This is a genomic window from Rhodococcus sp. 14C212 (assembly GCF_011058195.1).
Classification (GTDB): Bacteria; Actinomycetota; Actinomycetes; order Mycobacteriales; family Mycobacteriaceae; genus Rhodococcus; species Rhodococcus aetherivorans.
Genome location: NZ_JAALEH010000098.1, coordinates 1 through 21,528, shown reverse-complemented (window position 1 = coordinate 21,528; position 21,528 = coordinate 1). Strand labels below are relative to the sequence as shown.

Below are 21,528 nucleotides of genomic sequence, written 5' to 3'. Positions count from 1 at the left end.
TCGATGCAGTGGTCGCGGACGACGGGGCGGGTGTCGGTGACCCACCGGGCGGCAAGGGTGGTCAGTGTGGGGGCGACGGCGGGATCGGCGGCGACGTCGAGGAGCGCGTCGCCTTCGACGCAGGTCTGCGCGGCTTCGGTGGCCTGCTCGTCGATGCGTTCGCGCAGGCGGAACCAGCCGACGGTGGCGAGGACGAGTGCGAGTGCTACGGCGACGGCAATGATCGGGCCCTTGCTGACGCCTCTGGCGCGGCCCGTGCCGCGATGTCGACCCACGTGTTTCCTGCCTGTCGTCGTGCCTGCCCCGCCGTTCCCGGAGTCTAGTGATCGGCCGGTGGGACGCCACGGCCCCGATCCGGTGGATCGGGGCCGTGGCCGTGGCTCAGGCTCGGCAGCCGTGGGCGGCCTTGAACTCGAGGCGGCGGCGGTGCAGGATCGGCTCGGTGTAGCCGCTGGGCTGCGTGGTGCCTTCGAGGATCAGTTCCTTGGCGGCCTGGAAGGCGATGCTGCCGTCGAAGTCGGGGGCCATCGGCAGGTAGGTGGAATCGCCCGCGTTCTGCCGGTCGACGACGGGTGCCATGCGCTGCAGGGAGGCGACGACGTCGTCGGCGGTGACGATGCCGTGGTGGATCCAGTTGGCGAGCAGCTGGCTGGAGATGCGCAGGGTGGCGCGGTCCTCCATGAGCGCGACGTCGTGGATGTCGGGCACCTTGGAGCAGCCGACGCCCTGGGAGATCCAGCGCACGACGTAGCCGAGGATCGACTGGCAGTTGTTGTCGAGCTCCTCGCGCTTCTGCTCGTCGGTCCAGTCGGTGCTGGGGGCGAGGGGGATGGTGAGGATGTCGTCGACGGTGGCGCGACGCTTGCCTTTCAGTTCGTCCTGCACGGCGAACACGTCGACCTGGTGGTAGTGGGTGGCATGCAGGGTGGCGCCGGTGGGCGAGGGGACCCAGGCGGTGTTGGCGCCGGCCTTGGGCTGGCCGATCTTCTGTTCGAGCATGTCGGCCATGAGGTCGGTCATGGCCCACATGCCCTTGCCGATCTGGGCTTTGCCCTGCAGGCCGGTGGCCAGGCCGGTGTCGACGTTCCAGTCCTCGTAGGCGAGGATCCACGTCTGCTTCTTCATCTCGGCCTTGCGCACCATGGCGCCGGCTTCCATGGAGGTGTGGATCTCGTCGCCGGTGCGGTCGAGGAATCCGGTGTTGATGAACACCACGCGCTCGCTGGCCTCCTTGATGCAGGCCTTCAGGTTGACGGTGGTGCGGCGTTCCTCGTCCATGATGCCGACCTTGAGGGTGTTGGCCGGCAGGCCCAGCACCTCCTCGACCCGGCCGAAGAGCTCGGTGGTGAAGGCGACTTCCTCGGGGCCGTGCTGCTTGGGCTTGACGATGTAGATCGAGCCGGTGCGGCTGTTGGCGAGCGGCCCGGTGTCCTCGCCGACGGACAGGCCGTGCACGGCGGCGAGGCTGGTGATCAGCGCGTCGAGGATGCCCTCGGGGACCTCGTTGCCGTCGGCGTCGAGCACGGCGGGGTTGGTCATGAGGTGGCCGACGTTGCGGACGAACAGCAGGGACCGGCCGTGCAGGGTGAGGTCGGAGCCGTCGGGGGCGATGTAGACGCGGTCGGCGTCGAGGGCGCGGGTGAAGGACTTGCCGCCCTTGGAGATCTCCTCGGCGAGGTCGCCGCGGTTGAGGCCGAGCCAGTTGCGGTAGCCGATGACCTTGTCGTCGGCGTCGACGGCGGCGACGGAGTCCTCGAAGTCCATGATGGTGGTGACGGCCGATTCGAGGACGACGTCCTTGACACCGGCGGCATCGGTCTTGCCGATCGGGGATTCGGGGTCGATCTGGATCTCCACGTGCAGACCGTGGTTGCGCAACAGCACGGACGTCGGGGCGTCCTTCTCGCCGAGGTAGCCGACGAACTTCTCGGGCTGGGCGAGTGCGGTGACGGTGCCGTCGCCGAGTTCGACCTTCAGCTCCTCCCCGTCGACGAAGTACCGGGTGGAGTCGGTGTGCGATCCGGTGGCGAGGGCGGCGGCGGTGTCGAGGAAGGTGCGGGCCCAGGCGATGACCTTGTCGCCGCGGACCTTGTTGTAGCCGGTGCCCTTTTCGGCGCCGCCTTCTTCGGAGATGGCGTCGGTGCCGTAGAGGGCGTCGTACAGCGAGCCCCAGCGGGCGTTGGAGGCGTTGAGGGCGAAGCGGGCGTTGAGGACGGGCACCACGAGCTGCGGCCCGGCGGTGGTGGCGATCTCGGCGTCGACACCGCCGGTGGTGACCTGGAAGTCGGCGGGCTCGGGGACGAGGTAGCCGATGTCCTGGAGGAACGCCTTGTAGGCGGCGGCGTCGTGCGGCTGGCCCTTGCGGTCGCGGTGCCAGGTGTCGATCTGCGCCTGGAGGTCGTCGCGCACCGCGAGCAGGGCGCGGTTGCGGGGGGCGAGGTCGTGGATCACCTTGTCGGCCCCGGCCCAGAACTCGGCCGCGTCCACCCCGGTGCCGGGGATCGCCTCGTCGACGACGAAGTCGTAGAGCACCTTGGCGACCTGGAGTCCACCGACTTGCACGCGTTCAGTCATTACCTGCCTCACTCTTTCCGGGACCTGTGCGCTCGCGTCGGCGGTGCCGACGGGCAGCACGACGAACAGCACTCACGTTACCCGCCGGTAGTTTCGGGCAGGTCGGTTCGACCCGCCGCCGGGGCGGTACATCGATTCAGCAGCTCCTCTCCAGGGCCGCGGCGCGATGGTGAGCGCCGACCGCTCGCGGGCGTACTGTGCGCGCCCGGAAGCAGTCTCGATCGTGATCGGCGAGTAGCCGTAATCGCTCAGATCATACGGGGTGGCCCGCGAACCCGGCCCGCCCGGGCGGGTGGGGCGGCGGGGCGCTCACGCGGCCCGCCGGGCGTCGTCGAGCAGTCCGGTGAGGTTGGCGAGGGCGGGGCGGACGTGGGTGGCGAATCGTCTCGCCGCTTCCCGGACGAGGGGCGTGTCGGCGCGGTCCCGGAGCCCCCGGGACGTGTTGAGGCGGGAACGCTCGAGCCAGTCCGCCATGTCCGGTTCCTTCGACCACGCGTACTCGGCGCTCGTCTCGACGAGCGTTCCGTGGATCCAGTCGAGGGGGACGTCCGGTAGCCGGTTCGGTGGGCAGAGCCGGTTCTTCTCGGCCAGGCCCCGGCCGGTGGCCTCCACGAATCCGACGAGGGCGGCGTTGAACGGGATGAGCCCGGTGCGGATCGGTTGCAGCGTGATGCGGCCCTCCTCGAAGATCGGGACGGCCGGGGCCGGGTTCAGGCCCGGGGCGGCACAGTGCACGTGCAGGTGGTCGGGCCCGGTGCCGATCGTCCCGTGGTCGAGCACGATCTCGTCGCGTGCGATGCGCCGCACGTGCCCGAGGCGGACGACGTCGTGGATGCGCCGGAGCTGGGCGAGTTCGGCGGTGCTCGCCGTCGGCCCCTTGTACATGGTGGGGGTGACTCGCTCGTCGGCGCGCAGCAACTGTTCACTCGCCTCGAGCCGGGCGAACAGGTCGTCCGTGCTCGTCGCCTGCGCTGCGGCTTCCATCTGCCGCGCGAGTCCGTCGATCAGGTTGCCGACCAGTTCGCCGCCCTGCGCGAACCAGCGGTTGCGCAGCCAGGCCTCGCGCGGTTTGATCCAGCGGACGGCGTCCGGTGGCACCCCGATCTGCAGCAGCCACAGGCACGCGTCGATCGCCGTCTTGCCGGCGCCGATGACGACGTACCGCTCGGCGGGATCGGCGATCTGCGCGAGCGCGTTCACCGGGACACAGCGGACGGTGGAGGCGACGTCGAACGGCGGGGCGAACGTCGCCGGGACCGCCGGCTCGAGGTAGGTGGCGTCGACGAGCGCCGTGCGGACCGTCACCTCGTACCGGTCGGCGGAGACCCGGGAGACGAAGCGGTGGCCGCCGACGTACTCGCTCATCGGGAAGTACCGCACGGATCCGGATGCCAGGAGACGGCGGCGCATGACGCGGTCGTAGTACGCGCAGATCTCGGGGGCGCCCGCCTGCTCGTACATGCCCCGGTTCGGGCCGACGTCGTCGATGGTGTCCGTACCGAGCGGCAGGGAGTTGACGCCGTAGTACGCGGACGGCTGATGCAGCCGCACGAACGGGTAGGCCTCGTGCCAGTGTCCGCCGGGTGCGTGCCGCCGGTCCACCATCACGACGTCCGCGTCGGAGTCGGTGATCAATGCGTCCGCGAACGCCATGCCGGCCGCGCCGCAGCCGATCACCAGATAATCCGTTTCCAGCCTGTGGGTGGGCATGTCCCGTTCCTCTCCGAGCAGGTGGGGTTCCGGGCTACCGGTCGGGTGCGGCGGGCCGGATGTTCTGGTTGATGTGGAAGACGTTGTCCGGGTCGTAGCGCCGCTTGATCCGGGTGAGCCGGTCGTAGTTGCCGCGGTAGGCGGCTTCGACCCGGTCCTGTCCCTCGCTCATCAGGAAGTTGACGTAGGCGCCGCCGGCGGAGGTCGGGTGCAGTTCCTCCCAGTAGTCGCGGGCCCACCGGGTGATGAGGTCGGCGTTGGCGGGGTCGGGGTCGACGCCGACGATGACCCCCGCCCATCCGCCGCCCCGGTACGCGAAGGGGGTCGCGTCCTCGGGGACGCGGCCGGTGGCGCCGTCGATGGGATAGAGGTGCATGGTGGAGTGACCGGTCGGCAGCTGCTGCCCGTACCTGCAGTGCACGTCGATCGCGGCGTCGGTGATCTCGTCGAAGAAGTCCGCCCGCCAGTACCACTGCAGGCCGGGCGGGTAGAGGGCGTCGAATGCGCTCTGCAGCACGGTGAACGGCATGTCGTGCAGGCCGACCAGCAGCGGCGAGCCGTAGGTCCGGATGGGCTCGAGCACCTCGTCGGCCTTGGCGTGCGGTCCGGTGTAGCACCAGACGATGCCGCAGCACCTGCGGCCCCAGAGGTCCTCGGGGAACGGGGCGGCGGGTGGGACGGTGAGCAGCGCGATCCAGCCGCTGAGTTCCTCCGGGAGCGCCGGCAGCAGTTCCCGGTACCAGCGCATGACGTCGGCGGTGTCGGCGAGGTCGTAGAGCACCGGGCCGCCGACGATCATGCCGGCTTCGCCGATGTCGTGGCAGCGGAAGGTGAAGGAGGTGACGACGCCGAAGTTCCCGCCGCCGCCGCGCAGCGCCCAGAACAGGTCGCTGTGCGAGCTCTCGTCGGCCGTCATGAGCGTGCCGTCGGCGAGCACCACGTCGGCGGACAGAAGGTTGTCGACGGTCAGCCCGAAGCGCCGGGAGAGGTAGCCGATGCCGCCACCGAGGGTCAGCCCGCCCACACCCGTGGACGAGAGGAAGCCGGACGGGGTGGCCATGCCGAAGGCGACCGTGGCGTGGTCGACGTCGCCCCAGGTGCATCCGCCGTCGACGCGGACGGTGTGGTGTGCCGGATCGACCGTGGTACTGCGCATCAGGGACAGGTCGACGACGAGCGCGTCGTCCCACACGCCGAGGCCGCCGGCGTTGTGCCCGCCGCCGCGCACGGCCAGGGTGAGTGCGTGGGCGCGGCCGAAACGGACGCAGGAAACGACGTCGGCGGCGTCCCGGCAGCGTGCGATCGCCGCGGGGTGTTTGTCGATCATGCCGTTGTAGACGGCACGCACCGTGTCGTAGCGGGTGTCGCCGGGGGTGATCAGGTCGCCGCGCAGGGCCGCGGCCAGGTCGTCGTACGGCACCGCGCCGGCCGACCGGGTCGAGATGGTGGTCACGGGAGCCCCTTTCGGGTCGGTCGCTCGCCGGTGCGGGCGTTGTACCGTCGACCCTAGGAAGGGGGGCGTTCGCGCAGCGTTCGAGTGCGCCAGCCGGTCACGGGGCCGGGGGAACGCCCGGGAGCGGCAGGTGAACGCCGCGTTCGGCGAGGTCCCGCGCGCAGCGCCGGAGCAGGGCGGCACTGCCGTGAGCGGCCGCGGTCCGGGCGGCGGCGCGCAGCCGCGCGATCGCGGCCTGGTGGTCGTCGTGCGCCGCGCGCATCCGCATCACCTCGGGCAGCCACCACAGGTCGTCGCGGGCCTGTCCGGCGACGAGGGCGGCATCGAGCGCGGCGCGGGCGGCGCCGGGATCTCCTTCCCGCACCGACAGGTCGGCGAGCAGCGAGAGCCAGTACGGCATCCGGGCGAACGAACCGGCCGATCGGAGCGTGTCGATGCCGCGCCGCGCCTGGGTGAGGCCGGCCTCGCCGCCGCGGGACCAACCGCCGAGAATCAGCGCCCACTCGCTGTAGTAGGCGAATCCGTACCGGACGCACAGGTCGGTCAGTTCCGCGACGGCGACGTCGAGGGCGGCGGGGTCTGCCCGCAGGTGGTGGGTGATGCCGCTGTAGGCCAGGGCGACGGCCAGGCTGTACGGATGGTCGATCGTCCGGGCCAGCCGGACGGCCTCGTTGCAGCAGGTCAGTGCGGCGTCGTTGTGGTCGAGCAGCCAGTGGGCGTGTGCTGCCCAGGCGCTGCCGTGCACGTCGGGCCGGGTGCCGACGGTCAACGACGGAGCGCCCCGGGTCAGTGCTGCCGCGAGGTCGAAGTGGTGGAGCGCCTCCTCGGGGCGGCCGAGCTCGACCGCCGAACCGGCGAACGCGAAGTGGGCCGAGCCGCTCAGCGGGGAGCCGGCGTCGACCAGGGTCAGGGCGCGGGTCGCCACTTCGTGGGCGCCGGCGATGTTTCCCTGCACGAACCGCGACGACCAGAGCCCGACGAGGCCGGCCAGGAGGGAGTCCTTGCGGCCGAGGGATTCGGCCAGCCCGATCGAGCGCTCGAGGGTCTGTTGCAGTTCGGGGGAGGAGTAGCCGTATCTGGCGTTGAGCGGTGCCGCCATCGCTTCGCGGACGGCGAGTTCCTGTACGGCGGCGCTGCGCCCCTCGAGTTGGGTGCGGGCGACGGCGAGCGCCTTCTTGTGCAGTCGGATCGCCTCGGTGTGGGCGAAGGTGCTCGAGGCGACATCGGCCGCGCGACGGTAGTAGGCCACGGCCCGGTCCGGTCGTCCCCCGCGGGCGTACTGCTCGGCGAGTTGCGCCGAGACGCTGTCGCGGTCGTCGGCGTGCAGCAATTCGAGGCTCTGCGCGAGACGGCGGTGCAGCAGCCAGCGCCTGGGCGGGCTGATCCGGGCGTAGGCGGCGTCGCGGAGCAGGTCGTGGGAGAAGTCGTAGCCGTCGCGGAACTGTCGCAGGATTCTGCGTTGCCACAGCTCGTCGACGGCGCGCACCACGGCGTCGGCGTCGAGGTCGCTGGCCTCGGTGAGCAGATCGAGGGTGAAGTTGCGGCCTACCGCCGCGGCGAGTCCGGCGACGTCCCGTGCGGCGGGGCTCACCTGCCCGATCCGGTCGTGCAGCACGTCGGCCAGGCTGCCGGCGAGGGCGAGGCCCGGTCCGCTGTGCATCGCTTCGATGATGTAGAGCGGGAAGCCTCCGGTGGTCGCGTGCAGCAGTTCGGCGTCCTGCGGATCGAGCGGGCGCCCGCCGAGCGCTTCGGCCAGGCGGGTGGTGCCGGAGACCCCCAGGGGCTGCAGTGGCAGCTCGGTGAGCAGACCGGCGGTCCGCATCCGGACGGCCCATTGCTCGAGGTCCCGGCTCTCGTCGGTGTCGTCGGTGCGGGCTGTCGCGGCCACCATCAGGGGCGCGTCGGGGGTCAGGGACAGGCAGAACGTCAGGAACGTCAGCGTCTCCGGGTCGCACCACTGGATGCTGTCGAGGATCAGCAGGACCGGGCGGCCGCCGCCGATCAGGGCCCGCGCCAGGCCTTCGAAGAACCGGAGGCGCTGCCAGGCGTCGACCATCGCCCGGAAGCCGGCGCCGGGTTCCGGGCGGGTCGTGCCGGACGGTACGAGCCTGTCGACCTCGGCGCGCCAGAGCGGGTCGAGCGCAGCGAGCGCGGGCTGCACCGCGGGGGTGCGGAGCCAGTCCGCTACCGGGGCGAGGGCGAGCCGTCCGGCCGTTCCGAAGCACTGGGTGCTCGCCACCACCGCGGGTTGTGCGCGGGCCGTGTCGGCGATCTCGGCGACCAGGCGGGTCTTGCCGACGCCGGCGCCGCCGGTGACGAGGACGAGGGTGGGGCGGCCGGCGGCGGCCGTGCGCCACGCCTCGTGCAGCCGACGGAGTTCGTGTGAGCGGCCGACGAGTGCCGGGGCGGCGAGTCCGGGCCGCCCGGCCGCCGGCTCGACGGTCGGGCGGGCGGCCGCGGTGGGGGCCGCGTGGGCGAGCAGGCGGTCGGCGAGTGTGCGTGTCGCCGGGTCCGGTACCACCCCGAGTTCACGTTCGAGGAGGGCGGCGCAACGGTGATAGGTGCTCACCGCGCCGGCGCGGTCGCCGTGCTCGGCCTGCAGCTTCATCAGGGTGCGGTACCCGCCCTCTTCCAGGGGCCGCAGGTGGATCCGGCGGCGGACGGCGTCGATCGCCCCGGGGAGGTCGCCGGTGCGGGCCCGCAGCCGGCACAGCAGATCGCACAGGTCGACGCAGTGTCGTTCGAGAGCCGAACGGGCCTCGAGGATCCAGTCGTCGTACATGCCGGGCAGCAGGTAGCCGCGGTATTCGGCGAGCGCCGTGGTGGCGTGCCGCAGCGCCGCCTCGTCGTCGCCGCTCGTCGCGGCGGCCCGGGCGGCGTGGTACTCGACGGTGAAGGTCCGTAGGTCGACCCGGCTGGTCTCGGTGTCGCGCCAGCACAGATCCCGGGAGGTCACCTCGACGGCCGGGTCGTCGTCGAGGGCGCGGCGCAGGTGGTGCAGTTCGCGGCGCAGGTTGGTCAGGGCCTGGGCGGTCGTCGAGTCGGGCCAGAACAGGGGGGCGATGAGCTGGCGGGGCTGTGGAACCCCGGCGTGGAGGGCGAGGAAGGCGACCAGGGTCGTGCCGCGGGGGGACCGCGTCACGACGGCGCCGGTCGTGTCGTCGGTGATCGACTGCTCACCCAGGACGGAGACGTACAGCATCGGGTCGTGGCCTCTCCAGACTTCAGAGTAGACCCGGCGGGGAGGGATATCGATCGTCCCGGGTGCGGCGCCGTGCGCCGGGGACGTCCCGGGAGGAGGGCAGGCGGCGGCGGTGTCCGCTCAGCGGCGGCCGGCGTGCTCCCGGTCGGCGTGCTCCCGGTCGGCGTGCTCCCGGTCGGCGTCGAGCAGCCGGTGGCACCGGTCGAGCAGCGCCGCGCGCAGCGCGGTGGACTGCTCGGCCAGGACCGTCTGCTCGCGGACGTACTCCGCTCGTCCCCGGGGTGTTTCGATCCGCACCGGGGGGTAGCCGTACTCGCTCAGGTCGTACGGGCTGGCCCGCATGTCGAGTTCCCGGGCGGCAAAGGCCAGCTCGAAGCAGTCGACGGTCAGGTCCGAGTCGAGCAGCGGGGTGAGCTTGTAACAGTATTTGTACAGGTCCATGGCGGCGTGCAGGCAGCCCGGTTGTTCCCGCTGTACCTGGTCGTCGCGGGTGAGCGGTTCGATGTTGAGGGGGCCGGCGTCCGGGGTGAAGAACCGGTACGCGTCGTAATGCGTGCAGCGCAGCTGCAACGACTCGACGACGGCGTCGGTGCCGGTGTGCCCGAGACGCAGGGGTACGGCGCTGTGGCGGACGTCTTCGGGCCGAGTGCGGTAGAGCATCGCCCATTCGTGGAGACCGAAGCAGCCGAAGTGCGCGGGCCGGGATGCGGTGGCCTCGAGCAGGCCGGCGACGTATCGGACGGTTTCGTACCGCCGGGCCAGGTGGGTGGGGTCGACCGTGACCCCGGTACCGGTGGTCCGGTAGCCCCGCAGGGTGGCGTACTCCGCCGATGCGGAGCCGGTGAGGGTGGTTCCGAAGCCGGGGTGCCAGCGCATGAGCTGGGACGGCGTGAAGCTGTAGTAGGTGAACAGGAAGTCGATCACCGGGTGGGTGGCGCCGCGCGCTCGCCGGTCGAGGTAGGGGCCGAGCAGCGCCGTCAGCCGGTGGCGGTGCCGCTCCCGGCGCGGCAGCCACTGCTCGGGGGCGAGGACCGCGCTCACGGTTCCCGCCCATAACGACTGCATCGGTGCTGCAATGATTCCATCGCGGTGCCGCGCCGGCCGGGACGGCACCGGCCGGCGGGCGCCGGGGTGGTCGGGGCGGGGTTCACGTCCGGGGTCCCGGTCCCGGGTCGGCGATCCGGTGGGTGGTGTCGCGCACGGTGCCGACGAATTGTTCGACGAGATCCTCGAGCGCGACGATGCCGATCACCCGGCCGTGCTCGTCGACGACTCCGCCGAGGTGGGAGCTGGTGCGCCGCAGCAGCGACAGGGCGTCGTCGAGGGGGGCGTCGACCGGCACCGGCGGCAACGGCCGGATCTCCGCGGTCGCGATGATCGTGTCCGGTCCCGCGGACTCGTCGCGGACGAGGTCGAGCACGTCCTTCAGGTGCAGATAGCCGGCCAATTCCCCGGCGGGGGTCTCCGCCGGGTACCGGGAGTAGCCGGTCTCGATGACGGCCCGCTCGACGGCCCCGAGGGTGGTGCCGGCCGGGCCGAGCGGGACGGTGCGGACCCCGGACAGGGGGATCGTCACGTCGGCGACGGTCCGTCCGCTCGTCGCGAGTGCCTTGGTCAGGCGCCGGTGTTCCTCCTCGTCCAGCAGCCCCTCGGAGCGGGACTCGCCGATCATCTCGGACAGTTCGATCTCGGTGACGGTGACGTCGAGTTCGTCCTTCGGTTCCACCCGCAGCAACCGCAGGCTGACGTTGGCGCACAGGTTGTAGAAGGCGATCAGCGGCCGGGCCACCTTCATGAACAGCAGATGTGCCGGCACGAGCAGCATCGCCGAGCGCTCCGGTCCGGCGATGGCGATGTTCTTCGGGACCATCTCGCCGAGCAGGATGTGCAGCACCACCACGATCGCGAGGGCGAGCGCGAAGCCGATCGGGTGCAGCAGGGAGTCCGGGACGCCGAGCGCATGCATGGGCTGTTCGATCAGGTGGGCGATCGCCGGTTCGCCGACGCGGCCGAGCAGGATCGAACAGATGGTGATGCCGAGCTGCGACCCGGCGAGCATCAGCGACAGGTGCTCGCCCGCGTCGATGACGGTCCGTGCCCTCTTCTTGCCCTGCCCGACGAGGGTTTCGAGCCGGTCGCGGCGGGCGGTGATGAGAGCGAACTCGGCGCCGACGAAGAAGGCGTTGCCGGCGAGCAGCAGGACGGTGAGCAGCACCGCGAGCCAGTCGTTCATCGCCGGTCCCCCTTCTCGTCGTCCGGTGCGGGGTCCTCGCAGGCGGGCTCGTCGGCGGGTACGAGCAGGACCCGGTCGATGCGGTGCCCGTCCATGTCGAGGACGCGGGCCCGCCACCGGTGATCGGCGTCGCCGGGCCGGTGCGGCAGCAGCACCTCGTCGCCGGATGCGGGGATCTCCCCGAGCTCGGTGAGGATCAGGCCGCCGAGGGTCTCGTACTCGCCGTCCGGGGCGAGGTATCCCGTCAGGTGGGCCACCTCGTCGACGCGGAGCAGCCCGGAGCAGGACCAGCCCTGATCGACGCGCTGCGCCTCGGGCTCGGGTTCGTCGTGCTCGTCGCGGACGTCGCCGACGATCTCCTCGATCAGGTCCTCCATGGTGACGATGCCGGCGGTGCCGCCGTACTCGTCGACGACGAGCGCGACCTGCATGCCGTCGGAGCGGACCCGTTCCATGACCGCGTCACCGTCGAGGGTGGACGGCACAACGGGCACCTGCCGGGCGAGGGTGCGCAGCTGGGTGTGGGCGCGGCGCCGCGCGGGCACGGTGAACGCGTGCTTGACGTGCACGACGCCGACGGTGGCGTCGAGATCGCCGTCGACGACGGGGAAGCGGGAGTAGCCGGTGCGCGACGAGGCGTCGATGAGGTCGAGGACGGTGTCGTGGACGTCGAGAGACTCGATGGTCACGCGCGGGGTCATGAGGTCCTCGGCGGTGCGTTCCCCGAAGCGCAGCGAGCGCCCGACCAGCAAGGCGGTGTTCTCGTCGAGGGCGCCGCGTTCCGCCGAGGCCCGGACCAGGGAACCGAGTTCCTCCGGGGAGCGCGCCGAGCGCAGTTCCTCGGCCGGTTCGATGCCCAATCGCCGCACGATCCGGTTGGCGGCGCCGTTGAGCCCGACGATGGCCCACTTGAAGACCAGCGAGAAGCCGGCCTGCAGACCCGCGGTGGCGCGGGCGGTGGCCAGGGGCCGCGCGATGGCGAGGTTCTTCGGCACGAGCTCACCGAAGATCATCGAGAACGACGTGGCGATGATCAGCGCCAGGGCCAGGGAGATGCCGGAGGCCGCGCCGGCGCCGAGACCGGCCGCGCGCAGCAGCGGGTCGAGGAACCGGGCGAGGACCGGTTCGGCGAGGTAGCCGGTGATCAGCGTGGTGATGGTGATGCCGAGCTGGGCGCCGGAGAGCTGGAAGGACAGGGTGCGGTGGGCGTGCTGTACCTGCCGCGCGCGCAGGTCACCGTCGCGGGCGTGGGCGTCGACGGTGCTGCGTTCGAGGGCGGTCAGGGAGAACTCGGCCGCCACGAACACGGCGGTGCCCGCGGTCAGGGCGATGAAGCCGAGCAGGCTGAGAATGGACAGGAAGACGGACATCAGCACCGTCCCCGTGCCGAAGGGCAGCTCCGCTCCGGTGCCGAATGGGAGCTCCGCTCCGGTGCCGGGTGGGTCCCGCCGGGTTTGTCACCCGGCTCGCTAGGGGAGCCCTCCGAACCGGCGGAGTCGGACTCCGCGTCGGCCGCGGGGGCCAGGGGTCGTGTCGAAGTGGTGGGTGCCGCGGGCACCGGGTTCCTCTCGTCGGGCCCGATCATCGAAAGGGGCGGGCGTTTCACGGTGAGGCATCATTCTACGGGCCGTGTCCGGCCCCGCAGCGGCGGCCGCGGTCACCAACCGGTGGGCAGGGGCCGCCCCTCGGCGAAGCCGGCCGCCGACTGGACCCCGACCACGGCCCGCTCGTGCAGGTCCTCGAGGGTGCGGGCGCCGGCGTAGGTGCAGGTGCTGCGCACGCCGGAGCAGATGTGGTCGATCAGGTCCTCGACGCCCGGCCGTTGCGGGTCGATGCGGATGCGGGAGGTGGAGATGCCCTCCTCGAACAGGGCCTTGCGGGCGCGGTCGAAGGCGGAGTCGTCGACGGTGCGGGCGGCCACCGCGCGCTTGGAGGCCATGCCGAAGCTCTCCTTGTAGGGCCGGCCGGTCTCGTCGTAGCGCAGTTCGCCGGGGGATTCGTAGGTGCCGGCGAACCAGGACCCGATCATGACGTTGGCGGCGCCGGCGGCGACGGCGAGCGCGACGTCGCGGGGGTGGCGCACGCCGCCGTCGGCCCACACGTGCGCGCCGAGGTCGCGGGCGGTGCGCGCGCATTCGGCGACGGCGGAGAACTGGGGGCGCCCGACGCCGGTCATCATCCGGGTGGTGCACATCGCGCCGGGGCCGACGCCGACCTTGACGATGTCCGCGCCGGCGTCGAGCAGTTCGCGGGTGCCGGCAGCGGAGACGACGTTGCCGGCGACGAGCGGGACGGGCAGATCGAGCGCCTTGATCCGTTTCAGGGCGTCGAGCATCTTCTCCTGGTGCCCGTGCGCGGTGTCGAGGACGAGCAGGTCGACGCCGGCGTCGACCAGTCCGGCGGCCTTGGCGGCGACGTCGCCGTTGACGCCGACGGCGGCACCGATACGCAGGGCGCCGGCGGCGTCGACGGCCGGGTGGTAGATGCCGGCGCGGACGGCGCCGGTGCGGGTCAGGACCCCGGCGAGGGTGCCGTCGTCGTGGGTGAGGACCACCAGCGGGTCGTGCTTGGCCTCGAGCAGCGCGAACGCCTCCCGCGGGGACGAGCCGACGGGGGCGGTGGCGAAGTCGCGGATGGCGACCGAGCGTAGCCGCGCGAACCGGTCCACCTCGCGGCAGGACGCCTCGGTGACGACGCCGACGGGGCGGCGGTTCTCGTCGACCACCACGACGGCGCGGTGGGCGCGTTTGGGCAGCAGGGCGAGGGCATCGGAGACGGAGTCCTCGGGGCCGAGGGTGACGGGGGTGTCGGCGACGAGGTGGCGGCTCTTGACGAACGCGACGGTCTCGGCGGCGGTGCCGGCCGGCAGGTCCTGGGGGAGGACGACGAGCCCGCCGCGGCGGGCGACGGTCTCGGCCATGCGGCGGCCGGACACGGCGGTCATGTTGGCGACCACGATGGGGATGGTGGTGCCGGAGCCGTCGACCGTGGACAGGTCCACGTCGAACCGGGAGGCGACGGCGGACCGGTCCGGGACGAGGAACACGTCGTCGTATGTCAGGTCGTACGGGGGCTGGTGACCGTCGAGGAAGCGCACCCGGCGAATGCTACGCGCCGGCGGGTGCGGTGAGCCGGGCCTGGCTGCGGGAGAGCGCCACCGTGGCGGTCAGCATCACGACCACCGAGGCGACGACCAGGGCGAGTCCCGGGCCGTCCACCCGGAGCCGTTCGTCGAGGACGGTCATGCCGAGGAAGACGGCGGCGAGGGGCTCGCCGATGGTGACGGCCGGCAGGGAGGCGGCGAGCGGGCCGGCCTGGAAGGCGCGTTGCTGCAGGTAGACGCCGAGGAGGCCGGCGGTGACCAGGGCCCAGGTCTGCCAGGCGCCGACCACGGGGCGCAGGCCGTGCTCGAACAGGTCGGTGACGTACTTGGTGAACGCCACCGCCACGCCGTAGAGCAGACCGCTGGCCGCGCCGAGCGCCAGCGCCCGGGTGCCGGGGTGGCGGCCGACCAGCCCGATCCCGGTGGCGGCGAGCACGACGGTGCACACCACGCCGAGCGGGAGCGCCCACTCGTGCCAGGGGGCGTCGATCTCCCCGGCGGTGGGGTCGCCGACGACGAGGAACACGACGAGAGCCGCGCACAGCGCCGCCGCGGTCAGCCAGGTGGGACGGGTGATGCGAGACCCGGAGAACGCCGCGGACAGGGGGAGGGCGAACAGCAGCGACGACACCAGCAGCGGCTGGACCACCAGGACCGGCCCGAGGGCGAGCGCGGCGACCTGCAGCAGGTAGCCGCCGCCGTCCCCGAGTACCCCGGCCCACCAGCGGGGGGTGCGGATCAGGGCGGCGACGAGGGGTTCGCCGGCGGGGACGGCTTCGGCGGAGCGTTGCTGGGCGACGCTGGCCGCCGCGAACAGGATCGCGGCGGCCAGCGCGCACACGACGGACGCCGTGACGGTGCCGCTCATGTGCACAAACTATGCCCTACGGCGGCGCCGGTGGGGGCGCGGTCAGGCGCGGATCTCGCTGCGGTCGCCGCTCCAGAGGGTGTGGAACTTGCCGTCGGCGTCGATGCGCTCGTAGGTGTGGGCGCCGAAGAAGTCGCGCTGGCCCTGGGTGAGGGCGGCGGGCAGACGTTCGGCGCGCAGACCGTCGTAGTACGACAGCGACGAGGCGAACGCGGGGATGGGAATGCCGAGCATGGTGGCGGTGGCCACGACGCGGCGCCAGCTGTCGATGCCGGCTTCGATGGCCTCGCGGAAGTAGGGGGCGAGGATCAGGCTGGGCAGCTGCGGGTCGGCGTCGTAGGCCTCCTTGATGCGGTTGAGGAACTGGGCGCGGATGATGCAGCCGCCGCGCCAGATGGTGGCCAGGGCGGCGCGGTCGACGTCCCAGCCGTATTCGGCGCTGCCGGCGGCGATCTGGTCGAATCCCTGGGCGTAGGCCACGATCTTCGACGCGTACAGGGCGCGGCGGATGTCCTCGGTGAACTGTGCGGCGTCGGCGGGCTTGTCGCCGAGGGTGCCGGAGGCCAGGCCGCGGGCCGCCGCGCGCTGGGTGCGGGAGCCGGACAGGGCGCGGGCGAACACGGCCTCGGCGATGCCGGTGACCGGGACGCCGAGGTCGAGGGCGGACTTGACGGTCCAGCGGCCGGTGCCCTTCTGCTCGGCGGCGTCGACGATGACGTCGACGAGGGGCTTGCCGGTGGTGGCGTCGGTCTGGCGCAGGACGTCGGCGGTGATCTCGATCAGGTAGGACTCGAGGGTGCCGGTGTTCCACTCGGAGAACACGTCGGCGATCGTCGTGGCGTCGTAGCCGAGGGCGTCGCGCAGCAGGTTGTAGGCCTCGCCGATGAGCTGCATGTCGGCGTACTCGATGCCGTTGTGCACCATCTTCACGAAATGGCCGGAGCCGTCGGGGCCGATGTGGGTGCAGCACGGGGTGCCGTCGACGTGGGCGGAGATGGACTCGAGGAGGGGGCCGAGGGCCTCGTAGGATTCTGTGGGGCCACCGGGCATGATCGACGGGCCGTTGAGGGCGCCTTCCTCGCCGCCGGAGATGCCGGCGCCGACGAAGTGCAGGCCGCGTTCGCGCAGCGAAGCTTCGCGGCGGATGGTGTCGGTGTAGAGGGCGTTGCCGCCGTCGATGATGATGTCGCCGGGTTCCATCGCGTTCGCGAGTTCCTCGATGACCGCGTCGGTGGCCTCGCCGGCCTTGACCATGATGAGCACCCGGCGCGGCTTCTGCAGGGCGGCGACGAACTCGTCGATGGTTTCGGTGCGCACGAAGTCGCCGTCGTCGCCGTGGGCTTCGAGCAGGGCGTCGGTCTTGGCGACACTGCGGTTGTGCAGCGCGACGGTGTGGCCGTGGCGGGCGAAGTTACGGGCGATGTTCGATCCCATGACGGCCAGGCCGGTCACGCCGATCTGGGCGCGGGGATTCTCGGTGCGTTCGACGGTCATGGGTACAGCTTCCCCCGAACCCGGACGGGATCGAAATCGGGGGCGTGCTACGGGTGGGGCCGGCGCCGGTTCACCAGGCGCGCAGCAGACGGCCGAGTTCGGTCAGCCATGGCACGGCGACCGCGATGGTGGGCACGACGAGGATCGCGGCGGCGGCGGCGTACGCGATGACGGCGGTGCGCAGGTCGGGTCCGGGTTCGGCGAGGCGCTTGACCCGCAGCAGCGTGGAGGGCCCACCGACGGCGAGGGCGCCCTGGGGGGTGCGGGCGCCGGCGCAGGCCACCAGGGCCCGGGCCAGCGGGGTGGGGCCGGTGACGCGCACGGCGGAGTCGTCGGCGAGCATCTCGACGAGCAGCTGCACCGAGCCGAGCGCCGACTTGGACCGCACCCAGCGGGGGAACGCCTCGTAGACGGCGGTGAACGCCTCGAGCACGAGGTCGTGCCGGGCCCGCAGGTGGGAGTGCTCGTGGCCGAGGACGGCGCGGATCTCGTCGTCGGCGAGGTGGTCGAGGGTGCCTTCGCTGAGCACGACCCGGTGCCGCAGGCCCGGCAGGCAGTAGGCGACGGGTTCGGCGGTGTCGAGGACGCGCACGTGGGACAGCTGGCGCACCGACGCGCCGCTGTCGCGCCGGTCGAGCAGGTCGACGAGCATGCGGTGCCGGGCCCGGCGGCGGCGGGTTCGGACGCCGACCCGCAGAATCGAATACATCAGCCGTGCACCGATCAGCAGGGTGAGGGCGAAGACCACCACGTAGGTCAGCCACAGGGGCAGGCCGAGCGCGTCGATCTCCTGCAGCGGGGCGGTGGTGGGGCGGCCGTCCTCACCGGGGACGAGCAGCAGCGACGCGATGGCCAGGCCGGAACTGAACGCGGACAGCACGGCCGCGAGGGCCACCGCCTGCCACAGCACCAGGGCGGCGCGGGGGTTGCGGTACGGCCAGGTGGCACGACTGAGCAGGGCCGGTACCGGCCCCGCCAGCAGCAGCGCGAGGAGGCCGAAGACCAGCGCAGTGGTCGCGTTCATGGCACCGAGTGTGCCAGTCAGCTCGCCCGACCGGTACCCGGGTCGGCGACGGCGGGACGGGCGTGCCCTGCCTCCGCGGTCTCGAGGGCGGCGAGGGCCTCGCGCAGCGCGGCGGCCTCGTCGGGGTTGACCCGCCCGATGAAGTGGACGAGGGCGGCGACCCGGCCGGCGGACTCGTCGGCCTGATCCAGGGCGTCGACCATGAGGCTGGCGACGAGTTCTTCGCGGCCGTGCACCGGCACGTAGCGGTGGGCCCGGTCGTCGCGCTGCTGGATGACGAGGTTCTTCTTCGCGAGGCGCTGGAGAACGGTCATGACGGTGGTGTACGCGAGGGAGCGCCGGGCGGCGAGGGCCTCGTGGACCTGCCGGACGGTCTGGGGTTCGGTGGAGGACCACAGGTGGTCCATCACTGCGCGTTCGAGTTCTCCGAGTGCTGCCATGACACGAGTTTACCGGGTCTCCGACGAGCGTGTCGTACTACCCGAAGTAGTACGTGTTCTCGTGGCGGCCGGGCCGCCCGCGGTGCCGACGACGTGGCGGGTGCCGATCGGCACGATCAGCGGCCGGTCCGAGACCGGATCGTCGATCACCGCCGCGTCGAGTGCGAACACCTCCCGCAGCAACTCCTCGGTGATCACCTCCGCCGGCGTCCCCGACCGCACGATCCGCCCGTCCTTCATCACCACGAGATGGTCGCTGTAGCGGATCGCGAGATTCAGATCGTGCAACACCATCACCACGGTGCGCCCCAGCTCCGCGTGCAGGCGGTCGACGAGGTCGAGCACCTCCACCGAGTGCGCCAGATCCAGATAGGTGGTCGGTTCGTCGAGCAGCAGGATGTCGGTGCCCTGCGCCAGCGCCATCGAGATCCACGCCCGCTGCCGCTGCCCGCCCGAGAGCTGGTCGACCGGACGGTCGGCCAGATCCGCGATGCCGGTGCGTTCCAGCGCGACGGCGACCTCGCCCTCGTCGTCGGCGGACCACTGGCGCAGCCACGACTGGTGCGGATGCCGCCCACGCGCGACGAGGTCGGCGACGGTCAGGCCCTCCGGCGCGACGGGGGCCTGCGGCAGCATCCCCAGCACCCGCGCGACGTCGCGGGTGCGCATCGAGGAGATCGCGTGCCCGTCGAGCAGCACGGTGCCGCGACGCGGGCGCAGCAACCGGCCCAGGGCCCGCAGCAGGGTGGACTTGCCGCAACCGTTGGGACCGATCACGGTGGTGATCACGCCGGTGGGCACGGTCAGATCCAGGTCGTCGACGACGAGCCGGTCGCCGTAGCCCAGGGCCAGGTGCTCGGCGACGAGCCGCGGCGACGCGGCCGCCGCCGGCGGGGCTGCCGGCGTGCCGACGTCGCGGGAGATGCCGGTCATACGGAGACCTTTCGGTTGGAGCGCACGAGCAGATACAGCAGGAACGGACCGCCGAGCGCGGAGGTGACCAGCCCGACGGGCAGGGCCACCGGCAGCACCGTCCGGGCAAGGATGTCGGCCGCGACGACGAGCGCCGACCCGGTCAGGGCCGAGGCGATCAGCGGCGGACCGGGGGAGCGGACCAGCCGCAACGCGACCTGGGGGGCGGCCAATGCGACGAACCCGATGGGGCCGGCCGCCGCGGTGGCGATCCCGGCCAGCGCGCACGCGGAGAGCAGCAGCACCGCCCGCCGGGTCTGCAGCCGCACCCCGAGCGAGTGGGCGGTGTCGTCCCCGAGCCGCAGCGCGCCCATCGTGAACGCGCCGGTGACGAGCCAGCCGCCGAGCACGGCGAGCGCGAGCGCCGTGGGCACCACCTGGGACCACCCGGCGCCGTTGAGCGACCCGGTGAGCCACACCTGGGCCTGCGAGACGTCGTTGATGTCGGCCGAGACGAGCATCCAGTTGGTCAGCGCGACGAACAGGGCGTTGGCGCCGATGCCGATCAGGACCAGCCGGAATCCCTCGACGCCGCCGCGCCAGGCCAGCACGTACACCGCCGCCGCGGTGAGCAGGCCCCCCAGCAGCGCCGCGAGCGGCAGGCCGAGCGCGCCGAGCGCCCCGCCGAGCACTCCGGACCCGGAGGCGACGATCAGGGCGACGGCGGCCGCGCTCGCCCCGGCCGTGATGCCCAGCATGTCGGGGCTGGCCAGGGGATTGCGCGAGACCGTCTGGGTCAGCGCCCCGGAGACGGCCAGGGCCGCGCCGACGAGCACGGCCGCCAGGCCGCGGGGCAGCCGCAGCTCGAGCACGATGAACCGGTCGAGTTGTTCCCCGCCGCCGGCGAGGACGGTGAGCACCTGCGGCACCGACAGCGGATAGTCGCCCCGGCCGAGGCCCACGCACAGCAGCAGGAACGTCGCCACCACGAGCGCCAGGCACACGACCACCATGCGCGGGCGCCACACGAGCGAGACCGGGCCGAGCCGCAGGGCCGGGCGGGACGGGACCGTCGGCCGGTCCGGTGCGGGGTGCGTCGTCGCGGGCGCGGTCACAGCGCCACCAGCCGGCGCCGGCGGACGAGGGCGATGAAGAACGGCGCCCCCATCAGCGCGAGCACGATGCCGACCTGCAGTTCGCCGGGCCGCACGACGATCCGGCCGATCACGTCGGCGAGGACGAGCAGCGCGCCGCCGAGCAGGCCGGAATAGGGGACCAGCCAGCGATAGTCGGGTCCGGTGACGGCGCGCGCCACGTGCGGCACCACGAGCCCGATGAACGCGATCGGTCCGCACGCCGCAGTGGCCGCGCCGGTGAGCAGGGTGATGGCGACGATGCCGACGGTGCGGGCCGCGACGACGTTCGTGCCGAGGGAGCGGGCCACGTCCTCGCCGAGTCCGAGGACGTTGAGGCCGGGCGTGTTGACCACCGCGACGACGAGCCCGGCCGCGAGGAACGGCAGCACCTGCCACAGCACCTCGAGGTCGCGCCCGGCGACGGAGCCGACGATCCAGAATCGGTATCCGTCGAGGGTGGTCTGGTCGAGCAGCACCACCGCATGGGTCATGGCCTGCAGGAAGAACGCGACCGCGGCGCCGGCCAGGGCCAGGCTCAGCGGCCCGGCGCGGCCACCACCGAGGGAGGACAGACCGAAGACCACGATGCTGGCGGCGAGGGACCCGGCGAAGGCGAACCACAGGTACTGGGCGGGCGTCGACATGCCCAGCAGGTAGATCGAGAGCACCACCAGGAACGCCGCGCCCGCGTTGAGGCCGAGCAGTCCCGCGTCGGCCAGCGGATTGCGGGTGTGGCCCTGGATGAGGGCGCCCGCGACGCCGAGTGCGATGCCGACCACGAGTCCGAGGACCGTGCGCGGGATCCGCAGGGTGTGCACGATGACGTCGGTGTCGGAGCCGTCGTCGACGGTCAGCGCGTGCACGACCTCGGCGATGGTCATCGGTCGCGCACCGACGGCGATCCCGGCCAGCAGCACCACCCCGAGCACGACGCCGATGGCGAGCAGGCCGAGGAGCCGGCGACGGCGGAGCGCCGCGACGCTCGTGTCGGCGGCGCGGGGGGTGAAGCCTTCGGCGGCGGCGACGCGGTCGGTGACGACCTCGGTGCCGCGCCGCAGCAGGCTGCGCCGCGTGCCGGCCGGGCCGCTGTTCGCGGCGTCGCGCGTGATCAGGCCGGTCCACTGTTTGCCGAGGCTGCATCCGGTGCTGCCCTCGCGGTACCCGCGGTTCCACCATTGCAGGCCGACGGTGGCGGCGAGTGCGGTGCCACCGAAGACGACCCGGTCGGTCTGCCCCCCGCCGTTGGCGTCGGCGAGTGCCTGTACGAGCAGCAGGCCGATGCCGGCGGGAACGGCGAGCAGGGCCAGGTCGAGGGCCTCGGCGACGAGGCGTCGGGCGTGCGAGGGAGGCGCCGCCGCGGAGGCCGGCGTGTCCGGGGG

15 protein-coding genes and 2 pseudogenes are annotated in these 21,528 nt (G+C 72.4%); all 17 read right to left on the bottom strand.

Going from position 1 to position 21,528, the window contains the following annotated elements:
* Positions 1-275 (bottom strand): annotated as a pseudogene (locus G6038_RS26270) (hypothetical protein); the annotation flags it as partial.
* A 106-nt stretch (positions 276-381) separates the two neighbouring features.
* The gene (locus tag G6038_RS26265; protein WP_165041208.1) at positions 382-2,574 is read right to left on the bottom strand and encodes a malate synthase G; all 2,193 of its coding nucleotides are present in this window, start codon (positions 2,572-2,574) and stop codon (positions 382-384) included.
* A gap of 77 nt (positions 2,575-2,651) precedes the next feature.
* Positions 2,652-2,844: pseudogene (locus G6038_RS31635) on the bottom strand (3-methyladenine DNA glycosylase); the annotation flags it as partial.
* A gap of 39 nt (positions 2,845-2,883) precedes the next feature.
* Positions 2,884-4,284: an NAD(P)-binding protein gene (locus G6038_RS26255; protein WP_165041206.1), complete on the bottom strand. Its 1,401-nt coding sequence runs from the start codon at positions 4,282-4,284 to the stop codon at positions 2,884-2,886.
* A 34-nt stretch (positions 4,285-4,318) separates the two neighbouring features.
* Complete coding sequence (locus G6038_RS26250) at positions 4,319-5,737, bottom strand: FAD-binding oxidoreductase (protein ID WP_165041204.1); 1,419 nt, start codon at positions 5,735-5,737, stop codon at positions 4,319-4,321.
* Between the two features lie 97 nt (positions 5,738-5,834).
* Positions 5,835-8,939 (bottom strand): AAA family ATPase, encoded by a 3,105-nt coding sequence (locus tag G6038_RS31970; RefSeq protein WP_165041202.1) that lies wholly within the window; start codon positions 8,937-8,939, stop codon positions 5,835-5,837.
* A 120-nt stretch (positions 8,940-9,059) separates the two neighbouring features.
* A complete protein-coding gene (locus G6038_RS26240; RefSeq protein ID WP_346772925.1) occupies positions 9,060-9,980 on the bottom strand; it encodes a 3-methyladenine DNA glycosylase in 921 nt (306 codons plus the stop codon).
* A 106-nt stretch (positions 9,981-10,086) separates the two neighbouring features.
* On the bottom strand, positions 10,087-11,172 hold the full coding sequence (locus G6038_RS26235; protein WP_029543826.1) for a hemolysin family protein: 1,086 nt from the start codon (positions 11,170-11,172) through the stop codon (positions 10,087-10,089).
* Positions 11,169-12,542, bottom strand: coding sequence for a hemolysin family protein (locus tag G6038_RS26230; protein ID WP_165041199.1), 1,374 nt, complete (start codon positions 12,540-12,542; stop codon positions 11,169-11,171). Before G6038_RS26230 ends, G6038_RS26235 begins: the two co-directional genes overlap by 4 nt.
* A gap of 287 nt (positions 12,543-12,829) precedes the next feature.
* Positions 12,830-14,269, bottom strand: a complete 1,440-nt coding sequence (locus G6038_RS26225; protein WP_165041197.1) for a GuaB1 family IMP dehydrogenase-related protein — start codon at positions 14,267-14,269, stop codon at positions 12,830-12,832.
* A 10-nt stretch (positions 14,270-14,279) separates the two neighbouring features.
* Positions 14,280-15,143 carry a DMT family transporter gene (locus G6038_RS26220; RefSeq protein ID WP_165041195.1) on the bottom strand — a complete coding sequence of 288 codons (864 nt, stop codon included), beginning with the start codon at positions 15,141-15,143 and terminating at the stop codon, positions 14,280-14,282.
* A 42-nt stretch (positions 15,144-15,185) separates the two neighbouring features.
* Positions 15,186-16,637 carry an NADP-dependent phosphogluconate dehydrogenase gene (gene gndA / locus G6038_RS26215; protein ID WP_165041193.1) on the bottom strand — a complete coding sequence of 484 codons (1,452 nt, stop codon included), beginning with the start codon at positions 16,635-16,637 and terminating at the stop codon, positions 15,186-15,188.
* 70 nt (positions 16,638-16,707) lie between these two features.
* Positions 16,708-17,661 (bottom strand): M56 family metallopeptidase, encoded by a 954-nt coding sequence (locus tag G6038_RS26210; protein WP_165041191.1) that lies wholly within the window; start codon positions 17,659-17,661, stop codon positions 16,708-16,710.
* A gap of 17 nt (positions 17,662-17,678) precedes the next feature.
* Positions 17,679-18,101, bottom strand: coding sequence for a BlaI/MecI/CopY family transcriptional regulator (locus G6038_RS26205; protein ID WP_165041189.1), 423 nt, complete (start codon positions 18,099-18,101; stop codon positions 17,679-17,681).
* A gap of 9 nt (positions 18,102-18,110) precedes the next feature.
* Positions 18,111-19,034 (bottom strand): ABC transporter ATP-binding protein, encoded by a 924-nt coding sequence (locus G6038_RS26200; RefSeq protein ID WP_165041178.1) that lies wholly within the window; start codon positions 19,032-19,034, stop codon positions 18,111-18,113.
* The gene (locus G6038_RS26195) at positions 19,031-20,026 is read right to left on the bottom strand and encodes an iron chelate uptake ABC transporter family permease subunit (RefSeq protein ID WP_240918747.1); all 996 of its coding nucleotides are present in this window, start codon (positions 20,024-20,026) and stop codon (positions 19,031-19,033) included. Before G6038_RS26195 ends, G6038_RS26200 begins: the two co-directional genes overlap by 4 nt.
* Positions 20,027-20,124: 98 nt before the next feature.
* On the bottom strand, positions 20,125-21,528 hold a 1,404-nt coding region (locus G6038_RS26190), incomplete at its 5' end, for an iron ABC transporter permease (RefSeq protein WP_240918745.1).

What these genes read in the sequence shown, in the direction of transcription:
- G6038_RS26235 (WP_029543826.1), bottom strand. Translation starts at nt 11,172, where the DNA reads ATGAACGACTGGCTCGCGGTGCTGCTCACCGTCCTGCTGCTCGCCGGC.
- G6038_RS26195 (WP_240918747.1), bottom strand. Translation starts at nt 20,026, where the DNA reads ATGGTGGTCGTGTGCCTGGCGCTCGTGGTGGCGACGTTCCTGCTGCTG.
- G6038_RS26210 (WP_165041191.1), bottom strand. Translation starts at nt 17,661, where the DNA reads ATGAACGCGACCACTGCGCTGGTCTTCGGCCTCCTCGCGCTGCTGCTG.
- G6038_RS26265 (WP_165041208.1), bottom strand. Translation starts at nt 2,574, where the DNA reads ATGACTGAACGCGTGCAAGTCGGTGGACTCCAGGTCGCCAAGGTGCTC.
- G6038_RS26220 (WP_165041195.1), bottom strand. Translation starts at nt 15,143, where the DNA reads ATGAGCGGCACCGTCACGGCGTCCGTCGTGTGCGCGCTGGCCGCCGCG.
- G6038_RS26200 (WP_165041178.1), bottom strand. Translation starts at nt 19,034, where the DNA reads ATGACCGGCATCTCCCGCGACGTCGGCACGCCGGCAGCCCCGCCGGCG.
- G6038_RS26230 (WP_165041199.1), bottom strand. Translation starts at nt 12,542, where the DNA reads ATGTCCGTCTTCCTGTCCATTCTCAGCCTGCTCGGCTTCATCGCCCTG.
- G6038_RS26255 (WP_165041206.1), bottom strand. Translation starts at nt 4,284, where the DNA reads ATGCCCACCCACAGGCTGGAAACGGATTATCTGGTGATCGGCTGCGGC.
- G6038_RS31970 (WP_165041202.1), bottom strand. Translation starts at nt 8,939, where the DNA reads ATGCTGTACGTCTCCGTCCTGGGTGAGCAGTCGATCACCGACGACACG.
- gndA (WP_165041193.1), bottom strand. Translation starts at nt 16,637, where the DNA reads ATGACCGTCGAACGCACCGAGAATCCCCGCGCCCAGATCGGCGTGACC.
- G6038_RS26205 (WP_165041189.1), bottom strand. Translation starts at nt 18,101, where the DNA reads ATGGCAGCACTCGGAGAACTCGAACGCGCAGTGATGGACCACCTGTGG.